18 protein-coding genes are annotated in these 16,303 nt (G+C 54.4%); all 18 read left to right on the top strand.

What is annotated here, in order from left to right; translation table 11 throughout:
• Positions 1-51 precede the first annotated feature (51 nt).
• Positions 52-957 carry a hypothetical protein gene (locus ACYU8Y_RS07225; protein WP_460935681.1) on the top strand — a complete coding sequence of 302 codons (906 nt, stop codon included), beginning with the start codon at positions 52-54 and terminating at the stop codon, positions 955-957.
• A gap of 12 nt (positions 958-969) precedes the next feature.
• Positions 970-1,401 (top strand): GPW/gp25 family protein, encoded by a 432-nt coding sequence (locus tag ACYU8Y_RS07220; protein WP_460935680.1) that lies wholly within the window; start codon positions 970-972, stop codon positions 1,399-1,401.
• 3 nt (positions 1,402-1,404) lie between these two features.
• Positions 1,405-3,270, top strand: a complete 1,866-nt coding sequence (locus tag ACYU8Y_RS07215) for a hypothetical protein (RefSeq protein WP_460935678.1) — start codon at positions 1,405-1,407, stop codon at positions 3,268-3,270.
• 13 nt (positions 3,271-3,283) lie between these two features.
• A complete protein-coding gene (locus ACYU8Y_RS07210; RefSeq protein ID WP_460935676.1) occupies positions 3,284-4,219 on the top strand; it encodes a hypothetical protein in 936 nt (311 codons plus the stop codon).
• Positions 4,220-4,236: 17 nt separating this feature from the next.
• Positions 4,237-5,394, top strand: coding sequence for a hypothetical protein (locus tag ACYU8Y_RS07205; RefSeq protein WP_460935674.1), 1,158 nt, complete (start codon positions 4,237-4,239; stop codon positions 5,392-5,394).
• Between the two features lie 85 nt (positions 5,395-5,479).
• Complete coding sequence (locus tag ACYU8Y_RS07200) at positions 5,480-6,400, top strand: hypothetical protein (RefSeq protein ID WP_460935672.1); 921 nt, start codon at positions 5,480-5,482, stop codon at positions 6,398-6,400.
• A 24-nt stretch (positions 6,401-6,424) separates the two neighbouring features.
• Complete coding sequence (locus tag ACYU8Y_RS07195; RefSeq protein WP_460935671.1) at positions 6,425-8,950, top strand: ATP-dependent Clp protease ATP-binding subunit; 2,526 nt, start codon at positions 6,425-6,427, stop codon at positions 8,948-8,950.
• A gap of 8 nt (positions 8,951-8,958) precedes the next feature.
• Positions 8,959-9,477, top strand: a complete 519-nt coding sequence (locus ACYU8Y_RS07190) for a DUF4347 domain-containing protein (RefSeq protein ID WP_460935669.1) — start codon at positions 8,959-8,961, stop codon at positions 9,475-9,477.
• A gap of 14 nt (positions 9,478-9,491) precedes the next feature.
• The gene (locus tag ACYU8Y_RS07185) at positions 9,492-10,019 is read left to right on the top strand and encodes a hypothetical protein (protein WP_460935667.1); all 528 of its coding nucleotides are present in this window, start codon (positions 9,492-9,494) and stop codon (positions 10,017-10,019) included.
• Positions 10,020-10,075: 56 nt separating this feature from the next.
• Entirely contained in the window at positions 10,076-10,525 is a 450-nt protein-coding gene (locus tag ACYU8Y_RS07180; RefSeq protein WP_460935665.1) for a hypothetical protein, read from the top strand.
• Positions 10,526-10,601: 76 nt separating this feature from the next.
• Positions 10,602-11,531 carry a hypothetical protein gene (locus ACYU8Y_RS07175; RefSeq protein ID WP_460935663.1) on the top strand — a complete coding sequence of 310 codons (930 nt, stop codon included), beginning with the start codon at positions 10,602-10,604 and terminating at the stop codon, positions 11,529-11,531.
• Between the two features lie 52 nt (positions 11,532-11,583).
• A complete protein-coding gene (locus ACYU8Y_RS07170; RefSeq protein ID WP_460935661.1) occupies positions 11,584-12,552 on the top strand; it encodes a zinc metalloprotease in 969 nt (322 codons plus the stop codon).
• A gap of 33 nt (positions 12,553-12,585) precedes the next feature.
• Positions 12,586-12,888, top strand: a complete 303-nt coding sequence (locus tag ACYU8Y_RS07165; protein ID WP_460935659.1) for a PAAR domain-containing protein — start codon at positions 12,586-12,588, stop codon at positions 12,886-12,888.
• 47 nt (positions 12,889-12,935) lie between these two features.
• Positions 12,936-13,382 carry a hypothetical protein gene (locus ACYU8Y_RS07160; RefSeq protein ID WP_460935657.1) on the top strand — a complete coding sequence of 149 codons (447 nt, stop codon included), beginning with the start codon at positions 12,936-12,938 and terminating at the stop codon, positions 13,380-13,382.
• A 23-nt stretch (positions 13,383-13,405) separates the two neighbouring features.
• Positions 13,406-14,776 carry a DUF5458 family protein gene (locus ACYU8Y_RS07155; protein WP_460935655.1) on the top strand — a complete coding sequence of 457 codons (1,371 nt, stop codon included), beginning with the start codon at positions 13,406-13,408 and terminating at the stop codon, positions 14,774-14,776.
• A 135-nt stretch (positions 14,777-14,911) separates the two neighbouring features.
• Positions 14,912-15,298, top strand: a complete 387-nt coding sequence (tssD, locus tag ACYU8Y_RS07150) for a type VI secretion system tube protein TssD (RefSeq protein ID WP_460935653.1) — start codon at positions 14,912-14,914, stop codon at positions 15,296-15,298.
• Between the two features lie 122 nt (positions 15,299-15,420).
• Positions 15,421-15,792 (top strand): type VI secretion system tube protein TssD, encoded by a 372-nt coding sequence (gene tssD / locus ACYU8Y_RS07145; RefSeq protein ID WP_460935651.1) that lies wholly within the window; start codon positions 15,421-15,423, stop codon positions 15,790-15,792.
• Positions 15,793-15,796: 4 nt separating this feature from the next.
• Positions 15,797-16,300: a type VI secretion system tube protein TssD gene (gene tssD, locus ACYU8Y_RS07140; RefSeq protein WP_460935649.1), complete on the top strand. Its 504-nt coding sequence runs from the start codon at positions 15,797-15,799 to the stop codon at positions 16,298-16,300.
• Positions 16,301-16,303: the final 3 nt, after the last annotated feature.

Raw genomic sequence — 16,303 nt, 5'->3', positions numbered from 1 at the left:
CGTGGCCTGACTGTAGCTCCGAAGTTCCTATACATCTTAATTCTGACAACCATGAATCGATTCTTCGTCATACTCCTTGGCCTGCTGGTGCGGGTTACGATGGTGCAAGCCCAGTCGGCTCTCGCCGTAAATGCCGTAACCCATTCCAGTGAATCAGCCAACACAGCCGCCACTCCCCACCGCCCAAAGGCCATCGAAGCGCCCTTTTATGTGAAAATTTACGGGTTTTATGGCCTACTCACGCCAGGTGTACAGATTAATTCCAGTTCAGCAATCCTGCAGAGTGGCGCTTCCCAGCCGTTCAAAACAACCACTAAGGGGCTGGGGGCTGGCCCACGTGCTGGCTTGGGTATCGGCCTGATCGTCAACGATTTCATTAATATTGGTCTCGATGCCGAAGCAATGTTTGGTAGCCCTATAAAGATTGATTACGCTTTTGAAGATGGCCTTGGTAAAACGACAACATCTTCGGTTACTACCCTGAACGTAGTTTCTCTTATTCCCAACATAACCTTCAAAGCCCTCTCGCGGCCCACCTACTACATTTATAATCGCCTTGGTTTGGTGGGAGGAATGGTCCTGGACTACAAGACGGTCATCAGCTATCTGGATCAGCCAAAATCGGGTGTCAGCAGGACGACGAGCGGAACCACCAGCCAATACACAAAAAACTCGCTGGCGCTGGGTTATCAGGCAGCCCTGGGCGTTCAGTTTCGGCTAAGCCAGGCCATCCGGGGGTTTGTCGAAATTGTGGCCTATAACCAATCCTTCAAACCGCAAAGACTCGAAGTTACCACCCCAGCTACCGCCACCAAGGCGGCTACCACCCTGGTTACCGACTACAACGATCAGGGCAGCGTTGTGGCGGCCAAGGCTACCACACCGGGTAAAGACTTACGCTTTAATGTGCCGCTGAACAGTGTGGGTGTTGGGGCTGGGCTCGTATTCCGGTTTTAATCGCGATCTGTCATGCCACAGCCTTACTACGCCTTGCCGCTCCGCCTGGACGAATTGATTCAACACCGGCCGCACCCCACCTGCTCGCTGCCGCAGTCGATCGCCCAGAATTTGTACCTGATGCTGACGACGCACTTCGCCGAGTCGCGGTTCGACGAAACGTTTGGCTGTAGTCTGTGGGACGAAGATTTTTCCAATCAGGCCACCAGCCGCTGGAAAGAGGACATCCGGCAGTCGATCGAAACGTCCATTGCTGAACACGAAAAACGGCTCACCCAGGTACGGGTGCGCGTTGACCTGGCCGACGAAGAAATACAGACCACTAGAATCAACCGGCGCATAAAACGGCGATTGACCGTCTGGATCGACGGATTACTGACCCGTACGAACGAGCCTTTTTCATTTCATCGGAGTCTGTTTTTGGCTCCCCTTTCAACCGAATAAACGATGGCCGCTATTGATCTGGTTTCGGAGGGATTCGCTCGTGAGCGGGTAAAAGCCCGGATGCTTCGCCGGGCCGCCGATCTGTGGGGCTACACCGAAACTGACCTGGACAGTTTCGACCCGCTCGTCGCCCTGCTCATCGAAGCCTGTGCGATGGAGTTCGAGCGGATGGCAGTGGAAGTTGGCAATACCCAGACCCGGCTTCTCGACCGGCTGGCCAACGTGCTGCACCCCGAGCCAGCTGTGGCCCGGTCTGCTTTTGGGATCGCCCAGTTGCGGCCGGTCGAGCCGCGGGCAACGGTGTCGGCCACAACACAGCTGGGTCATAAACGAACGGCAGCTACCCGCACCGACCCGGCAGGCGCAACGGAAATGTTCTTCTCTCCCGTTGGTACGTATTCGGTTGTCGATGGCGCTGTCCGCTATATCGCCACCACCAAAGCCCTGTATCGGCTGGATGAGGCCACCCAGAAAACGGCGGTAGTCCAGCGTCAGGGCACACCGGCGGTGCACACGTTTCAGCCCCTCTGGCTGGGCTTGGAACTGTCGGAGAGCGTGCCGTCGCTGGAAGGTCTGTCCTTCTTTTTCGACTGGCCCGCCGACGAAGGCCAGGTCGATTACTGGTCGCGGCTGGCCCAGAGTTCGTGGTGGCTGGCCGGACAGGAACTACGGGTTCAGCCGGGTTTGCCCCAGCAGGCTCCGCCTGCCCCAGCCCGTTCGCCGTTGGACGATGTGTTCGATGGCATGGGCAACGTCGAAAAACGGGCCGCTCTGGTCTACGACCGTCATTTTATTACGATAACCGGCGCGCCTACGTTTAAATCGGCAGGTCTGCAGCGACAGCCCTATCCAACACCGGTGAGCCAATGGTTCGCCGACCGGGATTTACGGATTCTTAAAGAACCACTCTGGTGGATCGAACTCCGATTGCCCCACACGATCAGTACCCAGGCGCTGGCTGGGCTGAGCGTAGGCATGAACTGCTTTCCGGTCCTAAACCGACGGCTCCACCGGATCACGTACCGCCTTCAGCAAAACCTAAATATCATCCCTCTCGAAACAGACCGGTATTTTTTGGCAATGCGGGACGTTCGAACCAGTCAAAATCACCCGTTAACGGCTATTCCGCTCGGAAATCTGTCGGATATGGCCACCGATACCTATACGGTTCAATACGGTGTCAGTCGCTTCGACGACCGCGACGCCCGCCAGACCCTGATCAACCTTCAGGACTTGCTGCACGACGAAAGTGCTTCATTTGCTGCGTTGGGCGAAGATTTCCTGACGTCGGTTATTCGGGAGCTCAACCAGGCGCTGGCCCGCCTTGAAGCTAAGGTGGATCAGAAAACCCGCAAACGGGACACCATTCCCTACCTGATCATCAAGCCCAAGCAACCCGGAGACACGGTTTTTATTGATTACTGGACGGGTGAGGGCGAGGCTGCCAATCGACTGCCCGTTGGGAGTCGGCTTAGTCCATACGCAGATAACTCGTTCCGGAAAGATGCCGGTTTTCTGATGACGACTACGACCGGCGGCCGTGAACGACCGAATGAATCGGAGAAAATTACCCAGTATAAACGGGCCTTGCTGACCCGCAACCGGGTCGTTACGCCAGAGGATGCCCGGGCCGTTTGCCATGCCGAACTGGGCGCGCATCTTCAGTCGGCACAGATTGAGCGGACCTTTCGGGTAGACCCACAGCCGGGCAATGGGTTTCAGCGCTGCATTCAGATCAGCCTCAAACCGTCGACAACGAGTGCCTATACACCCAACGAGTGGCAGCAACAGGCGCGGTTGCTGCAACATAGTCTCGAACAGCAATCGGTGAGCGCGCTCCCGTATCAGGTCATTGTCTTACCCAGTTGATCCCGAAGCCCGCATGAAACCAATAACTGCGTATGCCGAACGCCTGAACAACCTGCCCATTGACCTACGGGCCGAAGTCGTGTTAGCCGACATGCTCGAAGACGGCGTCTCCCCCGACGATGTGATCGTGAACCCGCTGGGCTTGTTTAAACGGCCGTTTGCGCGCGACATCGACCAGGTTCGCTGGGTAGAATCGCAGTCCACCACACAACGGTGGCTGCAGATCGACCTGAATCGCAGCGGCCTGTACGACCTGTTACCCGAAGGCGTCTTTCACCAGCCAACGAGCCCCGATGCATCGGCGTCTACGGAAACGACCCTTCGCGAAATGGCCCTTCAGCAGGGGCGCGAGCGGGCAGCCCGGCGTTTTTTTCTGCCCATCGAGCAGGAGTTTTTTCGACAACGCATTCGGATCGAGCAGGAGCAGCGGGCCTTCCTGTTTGACACCGGCACCAGCCTGCCCGACGACATACTGGGTTGGTTTTGGGCGCTGCCGGATTTTCTGACCGCAACGCAGCGAAAACGCCTGCTGTATCTGCTGCCCGTCATTCACCGGATGGCGGGTGACCTGGTAGCTATGGAAACCTGCTTTGGTCTACTGATCGAAGAACGTGTCGTGCTGCAGTTGGACGCGCCGGGCAAGGCATTTATACACCGCGAGCTATCGGCGCTGGGTCAGTGGCAGTTAGGAATCGACTCGGTGTTCGACGGCTGGCTGTACGACGGTGAACCTGTGCTTCAAATAACCGTGCACATCGCCCAGGCGGACCGACTGACCGACTACCTGCCGGGCGGCAACGGCCAACGGCTGATCGACTGGCTGGCGGGCTATCTGATTCCACTGGACGTCGGTATCAGCCTGGCTCTGGATACCTCGGCGCTTGGCGATACATTTTTATTCACCGAAGAGGATGCCTTCGGACGACTGGATTTTGCGACGACTATATGATCGACACCCCTACTGCTATGACCGTACCACCACTCAACTATCCACCCGTCAACTGGATTGACGGCATGAAGATCGCCCGCCGACATTTTAACGAGTGGGAAAACTTCATGCATGATCAGCTCCGCGATAGTAACGCACTGGGACTATCCCGGTTTCGCTATGGGATTTTACCCGCCGACGACGCCCTCGATCTGCAGATTCAGTGCGATTTCAACCAGCAGATTCGGGTGCAGTTGCGGAGTTGCCGGGCCATCAGCCCGCACGGTGCCCGGATCGACTATTATAATGCCACGGACTCGCTGACCTGCACGACTTCGTTTCCGGCGCTGGCCGAAATCTACGGACTGCAAACGGGCAAGCCCCAAACGTTCGATGTGGTGCTGACGGTCGACCCGTTTACCCGCATCCCAACGGGCGAACCCATCCTGACCGAAACCCCGCCCCGGCACCCCCACACCCGGCCCGAATACCGGCTCGATGTCGTGCCATCGGCGCAGATACGCCCCGCCGAGCTCAGCTACCAGTTGATCGTTGGGCGAGTGCGTTATGGCAATGGTGACGTTCAGACGGATACCGATTACCTGCCTGCCTGTACCTCGATCTATAGCCTGCCCCGGCTTCAGCAATGGCACCAGCAATTTGGCAAGCACCTGGAATCCCTGGAAACGAATGCGTATAAGATTACGCAGCGGACGAAAGAACGCGACAGTAAAAATGCCCTGCAAAGCAGCACCCTGCTGATGGCCGAACGGATGGCCTTTATTCTGGGAGACATCAGTACGCGCTTTAGCTGGATCATTCCCTACGAGCCGCCGATTCAAATGGCCGAGCTCCTGTTGCGCCCCATTCAGGCGGTTCGCGTGGTGATGACTATGCTGAGCGGCCGCGAACGGGAGGAGTTTATTGGCTATATCAGCGAGTGGGCCGACCTGACGCCGGGTGCCTTCGAGGCCCAACTGAATGCCACGCTGCAACTCCCCTACCAGCATACCGAACTAACCAGTTTGCTGACGGCAGTCGATACGTTTTATCAGACCCTGTCGAACGTATTCTATAAGCTGGCGCAGTTGGATTTTATTGGCAAGCGAAAAGGGCAGAATGTATTCATTATCGAACACGAAGTAAAAGACACGCCACCCGAAAAACCCCGATCGCGCTGGAGTCCGCTGGGGTAACATCCCCCAACAACCTGGCGGTCGTCAGCGCAAACGAATTACCTGAATACGCTTCAATCCCCTTTTAAACCAAGCAAACGTACCTATGGAACCGCTTAACAAACCCGAACGACAACAGGCACTAAGCCGATTTCTGGGCGTTTACTGCCTGTCGCTTAGCCTGCCCCTGCTGGCAGTATACCTGTTGTTCAGTGCGCCCAACTACGTGTTGAAGCAGGAGAACGCCCGGCTTAACGAAACATTGACCGAGCAGACCCAGAAACTGCGCGAACCAATGCGCAGCGTGACTACAGGCCTTCGCACGCTTCAAACGACCGACCAGAGCTACCTGAAGGCCACCGACATTGAAAAAGGGAGCCTGAAAGCGCAGCTCTCCGGTCTGGAAAGCGGACTCCAGCATCAGGTAAATGGCCTCAAAGCGGATACGGCGAATCTGCAACCCCTGAACAAACAGTTATCGCACGACATCATCGGGGCCTACGATGCTGTGTTGACCTACCGCAACAGCATCAGCTACCTGCGCGAGTTACTGGAAAAAGAAGGCATCGACGCCAGTCAGGTCGACAAATTAACGGCAGCGCTTACCCAGACCCGGCAGGAAAATGAAATGCTGAAAATTCTGGCGGCTAAATCGGGCGCTCCGGCTGCGGCAGCCGCTCCTCCGGCAGGTGGGGGCGGCCCCAATTACCTCCCGCAGTTTCAGGAATGTTCGGGCAAACTTACGGCGGCCCAAACCCGCATCAATCAGCTTCAGGAGCAGTTAAAGGCTGCGGGAAATGTTCCGGTGGCTGCGGCCCCTACGACGGCTGGCGCTTCCCGAGCCGATGTTGAAATGGACATTGTCGATCGGTGCGAGAAAAAAGCCGATGCCACCAATCGCCCCCCGCTCTGGCGACGTCCGCTGTATGAATTCGCGATGGAAACGCTCGAACGCAATACGCGCCCTGATGCCAGGCAACGTATCTCCGCCATCAATGATAAACTCCGCCGACTAGGTTCCGACTGATTTTTAGTAAACCCCCATATTCCGATGGCATACACCGAAGACGTTAAACGGGCTATCCAGATTGCTCAGTCGCTCTCCAAAGCGTACCAGAACGACCTGTTTACCCCAGCCCATTTACTTATGGGCCTGCTGCACAACGAGGTCGGCCTGGCCTCGTGGCTGGCAGTACTCGGGCAGGACGTGCCTTACCTGCGCGAGTGGGCTGAAGTCCGGCTGGAAGCCAGCCCCAAAGCCAGCCGTCTGTCGCCTAATCCACCGGGCGATGAGCAGGTAAAAACCGCGATGGAACTGGCCGATCTGGTTGCCACGCAGTTGGGTAAGGCGCAGACCGACCCGGTTTGTGTGCTGATCGCGCTGCTCAAACCGGGGGTGGCGTTCAGTACCGAACAACTGCGGAGTTTACCCCTGACGCAGACCGACCTCATGCAGGCGGCACTGGCCGATACCGACGTCGAAACGGCCGTTGCTCCCGAGGCAAAAGGAACCGGGCCACGAACGGCCAGCCCGTCGGGTACGCTGGGGCAGGCGCTGCTGCGTTTTTGCGTGGATAAAACAGCGATGGCCGCCGAAGGGCGGTTAGACCCCATCGTGGGCCGCGACCGCGAGGTGCGCATGATGACGGAAACGCTGGGCCGACGAACCAAACCAAACGTTATTCTGGTGGGTGAGCCGGGTGTCGGCAAAACGGCGCTGGCGGATGGTTTTGCCCTGAACATCGTAGCGCGCCAGGTGCCTGATCACCTACAAAATGCCCGATTACTTGAACTGGATTTAGGGGCTCTGGTTGCCGGAGCCTCCTACAAGGGCGAGGTTGAAGATCGGCTGAAAAGCATTTTGAACGAAGTAAAGAAGGACGAGAAAATCATCCTGTTTATCGACGAAATTCATCAGCTTCTGGATAGCCGGGGACCCCTCGGCACGGGGATTGCCAACCTGCTCAAACCCGAACTGGCGAAGGGAAACCTGACGGTCATCGGGGCAACGACACTGGACGAATACCGGAAGTATATTGAAACGGATGAAGCCTTCAGTCGCCGGTTCGATGTGCTGCGCGTTGAGGAGCCGACCGTAGCCAATGCCATCCGGATGATCCAGCGGCTGGTTCCTGTTTACGAGCAACATCACAAGCTGAACGTTGGCCCCGATGCTGTGGCCGGAGCCGTTGAACTGGCCAAACGCTACAGCCGAAATCGTCGGCTTCCTGACTCCGCCGTCGATTTACTCGACCGAACACTGTCAGCCGTTCGGATGATTAGTGAACGCACCCCTGCTGAAGTAGCCCAACTGACCGAACAACTCGATCAGTTGACCATCAGCACCCACAGAACCGATACCCTGAATGAGCTGCGGTATCTGCATCAGGAACTGGAAAACAAAATCAGCCCAATCCTGCTGGCCAGTCTGATCGACGATGCCCCCGCCAATGAGGAACTGGTCATCGACCCTTTTGCAGCGGCTCCGGCGCTGGCCGATCATATCCGGCAAACGCTGAGTCGCCTGACGGACCTGACGGCGGTGGCCAGAACGAGCGTGGATCGACATGATGTCGCTGCGGTGATCTCGCATAAAACGGGCATTCCACTGGGAAAAATCCAGAGTCAGGAACGCGATAAGCTACTGGCTATGGACGAGGTGCTCAAAAAGCGGGTGATTGGTCAGGACCATGCCGTGAAGGCGGTAGCCGATGCCATTCTGGAAGCCCGATCCGGCCTGACGAAAGCGGGCCAGCCCATCGGCTCCTTCTTTCTGCTTGGGCCAACGGGAACCGGAAAAACCGAACTGGCCAAGTCATTAGCCGATTTCCTGTTCAACGACGAGTCGTTTCTCATCCGGTTCGACATGTCAGAATTCAAGGAGGAGCATTCGGCGGCTCTGCTCTACGGGGCACCTCCCGGCTATGTAGGGTATGAGGAAGGGGGCCTGCTGGTAAATAAAATCCGCGAAAAACCGTATTCGGTCGTGTTGTTCGATGAGATCGAGAAAGCGCACCCATCGGTATTCGACATCTTCCTGCAAATACTCGACGAAGGACGGCTGCACGACCGACTGGGTAAAGAAGGCGATTTCTCGGATGCGGTGATCCTTTTTACCTCCAACATCGGCAGTCAGCTGGTGATCGAGCAATTCGGTGCCGGCCATATTCCTGCAACGGCGGAACTGATGGAGGCTATGAGCCGCCATTTCCGGCCGGAGTTTCTGGCCCGGCTGACCGAGATTGTGCCCTTCGCCCCTATTTCGGAGGAGAACGCCGTGCGCATTTTCGACCTGCACCTACGCAGCCTGACCGATCAGCTCTTGAAGCAGGGCATCACGCTCACCCTCAGCCCGGAATCCCGAAAGCACATGGCCCTGGCCGGATTTACCCCCCAGTACGGAGCGCGGCAACTGAAGGGTGTGATTCGAAACCAGCTACGACGCCCCATTTCGCGGATGATCGTAGCGGGTGATGTAACGAAGGGATCGGCGATTACGGTGGATCTGACCGACAGTCAGACATTGGCATGGAATCACACAAACCAGGAAGCAATACAGCTACAACCGGCAGGATAGTCATGGCTATGGTTCACATCTACGACAACAATCCGTCGACCAAATGGGGCATGGACAATTCGGTATCCAATGGTGCCAATGCCCGCAGCGAAGAACGGATTCGGAAACCGGTAACCAATTTTAGTGAGATGCAGCAAGCGCTCGATGATTTGCTGGGCGCCAACACCGCCATCGATCGCTTGCTGGTCGAAACGCATGGTTCGCCGGGACAAATCGGCATTGGGACACAGACGATCGACTCCACGGTAGTCGATGGCTGGTTTGCCAACCGGGGGTATGAGCGGATGTTTCCCAGCAGCGCCCGTATCCTGTTCAATGGCTGTAATGTAGCCGAAGGGGCAAGCGGCTGGCGGTTTCTGGAAACCTTTGGCTCCGTTATGCTAAAACTCAATGGTGGCCAGATAACTGCCTGGACATCAGTCGGCTCTTCCAGTCCTCTTACCGGGCATGTCATTCATTTTTGGGGCAATGCCCGTACTGTATTTTTTGCGCCGGGTGGCGCTATTCTCGAACGATTTGAACAATAAATAGCCGTATCGCGATGGGAGCTTGTACTGGTTTAGGCGTTTGCAAGGGCTTGCAGACATTTGAAGGAAACAAACCCTGCCCGGCCGTCAGAACGCTGGCGCAGGTACTGCTCGATAACGTGCCGTTGCTAACCGAAACGTACATAGAAGTAAACGGCACACCACTACCCCGGCTACAGTGGAAAAAAGATGGCACACTAAACCGGCACGATGCTGGCCTGGCCCTGGACCTGATTCTGTTTGCCGACCGGGCAAGCGAACAGCAACTGGCCAATGAACTAATCGACGCTTTTCTGGAGTGCCGCCCAGAGATGCAGTGGTATAGTCTCATCTACATGAATTTTCAGTATGACCGCAACGGAAACAGAAGCCCCTATACGGATAGCGACCTGCATATGACCCATATCCATATCGACTGGCTGAATTACGGCCTGTACGAGCAGACGGGCAAAACCAGCATCCCCTGGCCCCCTGAAGCCTACAGGACAGGTTTTACCGACATCCTGAAAGAACGGCTTTCCCAAAATTATAGCCATTGGTAAGCCAGCTGGCTCAGGTTAATACACCGGACAGATTTAAAACAACTAATAAACGAGTAATGAACCTACCCATTCAAAAATCAAAATGGAGCCTTTCCACGGCTAACGCTGTCACCGGCAGTATTTTAATGGGCACGTTGGGCGGGGGCGAATTTCTTATGGAGCCTGATGATCAGAAAGGAACTATCTACCGGTTCCCGTATATCGTGGGCGGGGTGGGCGTCAGTCCAATGCCCATTGGCCTGGACTTTAGTCACGAGAGTATGCCAGGTACCGGCACACGGATCATACAATGGCCTAATAAACTGGTGAATCCATCCGACTTTATCGGATTCTTCAGAATCGTGAGCGTAGAAGTAAACTACGGTCCCGGTGTATCGTCCAGCGTATTGGTTTTCGGTCCGGGAATGTTTTGGGAGAAAGGCTACTGCGCGTTGATCGGGGGGCAGGCGGGCATTCCGACCGTCGGTATAAGCGGCTGCTTCGGGTACGTTATCGACTGGTATTGAGCAGCCATCCACTGATCTGAACGAATCGAATAAGTATAAACGGATTGTATCCGATACGCCCTAAAGCCAAAAAAGTATGACTATCCATTTTTCGCAACGTGGCAACCGCTGGGACTCGTTACTGTTCCCGATTGAAGACAATCGGTTTGAACTGACGCTGCAATTCCGGATCCGTCTGGTCCGTATTGAACCAACCAGCTCGTATACCGATACGAACACCTATGCGAAGGGCGATGGCAATTTACAGTACGTAGATGGCCATCAGACGATAAAACTGGAACCCTGGAACGACCTTGAATGGGAAATCTACAAGCGGGAATTCAAACAGGTGCTTGAACGCAACTGGGGAGAGCGATTTGTGCTTACGGCCAATAAAGCCTGGTATACGCCCCGCGCTGGCAGCGCACCCATCAATGCCCTCATTAAGTGTAGTCTGGCGATCCAGGTGGTTGACTTTGCCGATCAGCAACCTCATTTCCTGTTTCGCTGCATTCACTTTCACCCGGCTACCTACCCTGACCATTTTCGGTCTTATGTCAGTAACTATTATGGACTGGGAGTAATTACGCACGAAGACACAAACATAATCTGGGCTCCGCAACGAACGAATAAGCCGAATGGCATCATATTCGGACAGATTCCCATCGTTCATGAGTTTGGGCATATTCTCGGATTCGACCATATTAATGGCGACGGGAATGATGAAAGCGCATACGGTGTAACGATCGACCAGCAGAATAATGTAATGGGCATAGGTTACCTATTTGCCGATAAACAGGCCGAGCCCTGGGAACGGGCAATGAACAGACATCTGGTTCGTGAAAACCGATACGATCAGTCGGTGAAGTTTACGGGTCATGTAGACGGACCACAGATTGCAGCCTATTGGGACGATAACTGGGTATCAACACCCGATCCATCACCGGCAATCGTACCCATCGATGATGCGGTTCAGGGGCTGGCCGGTGTGACCTGGAAACACATGACCAACCTGCCAAACCGATAGCCGCCCAGGAGCCAACCAAATTTCCCTCGATACTCAATAACGTAAGCTGGTCATGAACATTCATTTTTCACAAGCCAATTCCCGCTGGGACTCCGTTCTCTCGCCAATTGGCGATAACCGCTTCGAGTTGACGCTGCAATTCAGAATTCGCCTGGTTCGCATTGAGCCAACCACTCAGTTTTACGAGGGCGACACGTGGGCAAATGGAAACGGGGTTATGCACAGCCCATATCACCCCTTCACGCATAAGCTAAATACCTGGAATGACCTTGAATGGACGAATTACCGGCAGGAGTTCTGCCGTGTTATTGAGCACAACTGGAGCGATAAGTTTATGCTCATTCCCAACAAAGCCTGGTATATTCCGCCCCCGGCAGGAAGTGATAAAGTAAGTGCTCCCGTCCAGTGCAGCCTAAAAATTCAGTTAGTAGACTCTGCGTCGCAACATCCCCATTTTACCATTCGATGTATTCATCCAGATAAAGGGTTTCGATCTTTTATGTCCCCTGAATTACGGACGGGCATTATTACCCATGATGATCTGAAGTTTGAATGGCGTGTGTTACCCACAAAAATAGGCAAGCAAACGCATCGAATCGAATACGGGCAGATAACCGTTCTCCATGAATTTGGGCATGTTCTGGGATTCGAGCATGTTAATGGGTCTTCCGCCGAGAGTTGGGCCTATGGCATCACGCTCGAACAACGGGCTAACCTGATGGGCCTGGGTATTCATTTTTCCGATAAGCAGGCCAGGCCCTGGGAAGGAACGATTCGAAGACACCTCATCCCCGAGACTAAATACGATCGCACCGTAAAGTTTACCGGACATCAAAGCGGGGCCCAGATCATTGCCTACTGGGATAATGACTTTGACATGAAGGATCCGCCCACGACCCCGAAGCCCAAACCAGCCAAGCCTGCAAAAGGAACGTCGGAAACCCATCATTCCAACAGCACCATTCATGGACCAGCGGGCGTAATCTGGGAACACATGACCAACATACCCCCGGCCGATTAATCAGGATTAACGAATAAATAAACCCATAAGACGATGCCTCAACCAGCCGCCCGACTTCTCGATATGCACGTTTGCCCCATGCAAACACCCGCCGTCGTCCCCATTCCGCACGTGGGCGGCCCCATTGTAGGGCCCGGTAATCCTACAGTACTAATTGGCGGCCAGCCAGCCGCAACGGTAGGCGACATGTGCACCTGCGTTGGCCCGCCCGACGTCATTGTCCAGGGGTCGGTGACGGTGCTGGCCGGGGGCAAGCCACTAGCCCGAATGGGCGATATGACCGCCCACGGTGGCAGTATTGTGGTAGGTTGCCCAACGGTACTCGTTGGTGGATAGAAAAGGCAAATAATTGAAAATTAAACGCTTAACTAAATACAGAAACTATGTTTGACTACGGAATTGGTGGACAGGAGCGAAAGCTCAACGTCAGCGAAAGCATCGTTGACATTGCCCCGAACAAAACCCTCTTAATTGAGAAACTAACAGCCGATCCTCCCCTCCGCCCGGAGGTAGTTGAAGGGTTGAAAACCGTGAGTGAAGTCTTTGCTCATTTCAGGCCCGAGCAGGAGGTAGAGTTTGATACAGAAGAAGGCAGCACCATCAGCGAAACGCTGCGCTTTAGTTCACTCGCCGACTTTGGCCGGAAGGGCATCATCGCCCAAAGCAACTACCTCCAGGAATTGAACATGACATTCGAGGATTTTCAGCGGTATGTACGGCAGCTCAAGTCGAACAAAATCCTAAAAACCATGCTCGACAATCCAGACGGCAAAGCGGCCTATGTAGCGGCCATTCAGGCTATGATCCGTGAACTGGAAGAGGCTCAGTAACCCCCAAACCTGCTAAAAACGCTATGGAAGCACAAAATCAAAACAAACCCCTGAAAACGGCGGAACAAGTTGCAACAACGGCGGCCCCTTCGCTCGATGAGAGCTGCGCCAAACTGGCCAAATATGGCGGCTTTGGTATTCTGGAAACCACCCTGGAGGGCGTTCAGAATCTGAACCCGGAGAAGAAAGCCCGTAAAAAGATTTTTCTGACCGAAGAGGCTAAAGCCGCCGAACGGGCCGAATTAAACAAGCGCTTGCACTTGATGCTCGACCTGCTGGAAGGTGCCGACACCGTAGCCAGCCTGATCGAAACCGCTCAAACAAAAGCCGGAGCCGCTCAGACACTCCTGAGTACTAACCTGCTGCGGGCGTTCGAAGCCAACCGGAGTCTGGAACAGGCGTATCGGTCGGTGGCCAGCTTCTACGCCAACACCGATCAGGATAAGGTCAAAAACGTCAACATCATGAACGCTGAACCCGACCAGATTACGGACCTCGACAACACAACGTTTATTGATGCCGTGGCCGAAGAGTTCTCCCGCACGTTTGACCGGCTCGACCTGCGCGACAGCTATTCGTTGCTGGTATTGCCGGGGTATCTGGGCTCGAAAAAGGTACTTGATAAATGGGCCCAGATCGCCTATAAGAACAAGGTGATGATGGTAACTGATTTCCGGCACCTGGACGCACCCAACGACGTCGTCGACCTGTTTGAATCGGCCGATCTGACGGGGGGCGATGCGTATCTCTCCAACGTCATGATGACCTGCAACTGGCTAACGGGCCGCGGTCGGCATCAGGATGTGGGCGAGGAGGACGACCTCTACATACCCGGCTCCAGCGCGCTGGCCGGCAAGGTATACGCCACGGTCATGTCGCAGGTGACCGCCGGGCGCAAACATGGGGCACTCAACGAAGCCGACGGTGTCCGGTTCCCGCTGAAGAAAAGCGAAATATCCACGCTCGAAAAAATGGGCCTTATTCCCATGGTCAATGAGTATGGCAAGGTGATGCCCTTTTCGGCCAAAACGCTGTTCAACGGCGACAATATTGGTTTACAGACGTACTCAGTGGTTCGCGTGTTCGATTACATCACGAAAGTGCTCATCGACTTTCTGAACCGCCGGGCGTTTGAAAACTTCAATACGAATACGCGCATGGATATTCAGAAACAGATTGTGAAGTTTCTGGATAACATAACCGGACCGGGCAAACTCATTGAGAAGTTCAAGCTGATTCGTTTCGGTCAGGACCCCAAACAGAAAGACCGGATCTTCCTCGACATCCACATGTTGCCTTACTTCCCGGCCAAGACCTTCCTGATAAAACTCGATGGCCAGAAGGGCGATGATCCCGATTCGGTAGACTGGAAAGCCGACTATGATCAGGAGTAACGATCCGGGCAACCGGCGTCTGAAGTCGACGCCACCCGTCATACAGTAAGCTGACGGCTTACTGAATACGCTCCGTTGTCAACCGGAGTGCTGCTAACGATCAAATTTACTATCACGCTTAAAATTCAAACGACTATGTCTTCCTTCAGTGCAAAATTTCAAGTTGATGATCAGGAGTACGATATCATGAGTTGCAACTACTCCTTCGGACAATCTACCGACGATAAAGGTCGGCCGGCATCGAATGTTCAGGGAGGTAATATCTTTGTTCAGATTGCCGCCCACGATCAGGATGATCTAATGGGCTGGATGGTAGATCCCTACAAAAAAACCAACGGTAGCATCACCTTCAAGCGTATTGATCAGGATTCGACCTTCAAAGAAATCCAGTTTGAGGATGCCTACTGCGTGGGTTATTCGGAAAGTTTTAACTCGACCAACAGCAGCGCCATGACGGTGAGCCTGAACATTTCCGCCCGAAAAATTACGGTGGGCGGAACAACGCACGAGAGTACCTGGTAGGCCGTTTGGCCGGAAGCTGGGTTGGCGGGTAAACCGGTCAATCCGGCTTCCGGCGGCCAGTATAACACGGGTGTTTCCCGAAAATAAATTGCCCGTTACTCACCCGTTTACCCTGCTTTGTCATGGCTTTTGACGCAACCTTAACCGTCGATGGGACGGATTTCCCGATCCACTGGATGCTCCTGCGGGTAATCCGCAATGAAGACCAGCGAGGTAAACCAGCGTCCCGCCCCGACTGGGGTGTGATCATTAGCTTACCCGCTATGGACGACAGCACGATCAAGCACTGGATGATTGATCCGCACATGCAGAAAGATGGCAAGATTACGCTCAATCGTATCGACGAAGCGGCTACGTTTAAGGAAATCGAATTCAAGAAGGCCTTTTGTGTGTGGTATCAGGATAAATTTTATGCGGATGTTGACTACCTGACTACGGTGATCAACATCATCGGCGGGGAGATCACGTTCAATAAGGCCACATTAACCGTATAGCGACATGTCCTTCCGGGCAACCCTAACCATAGACGGTAAATCATTCGAGGTCTTGCAGTGTAGCCATACGTTGTCTCAGAAACACGACCGGGGAAAAACCACATCGGGCGTGCGTGGTGGGGTCATCATGCTCATTCTACAAGGCAGTGACGAAGATTTGCTGGGCGATTGGGCGACCGGACCAACGGTGAAGAAGGACGGAGACATTACGTTTGACCGTATCGACCAACAATCGACTTTACAAAAACTCGAATTTCAGGATGCCTATGCCACCCTGTATTTCGAATTTATGGCATCCGGTGCTATCGATGCCGATGCCGTTTTTGAAGCCATTCCGGATACCCTGAATCTGGACCTGACAAAGGAAAATGAGTTTGACGCCCGGGTAATCAACAATACGAAAATCATCGTGCGTTTTGTCGAGCGTACCCAGCACAGCAATTGCATTCTGCTACGCTTATCAGCCGCAAAAATTAAGCTCGACGGTATTGACCACCAAAACACCTGACCA

The sequence above is a fragment of the Spirosoma humi genome (assembly GCF_054776575.1).
The sequence above is the reverse complement of the archived record's forward strand: the minus strand, read 5'-3'. Positions and strand labels throughout refer to the sequence as shown.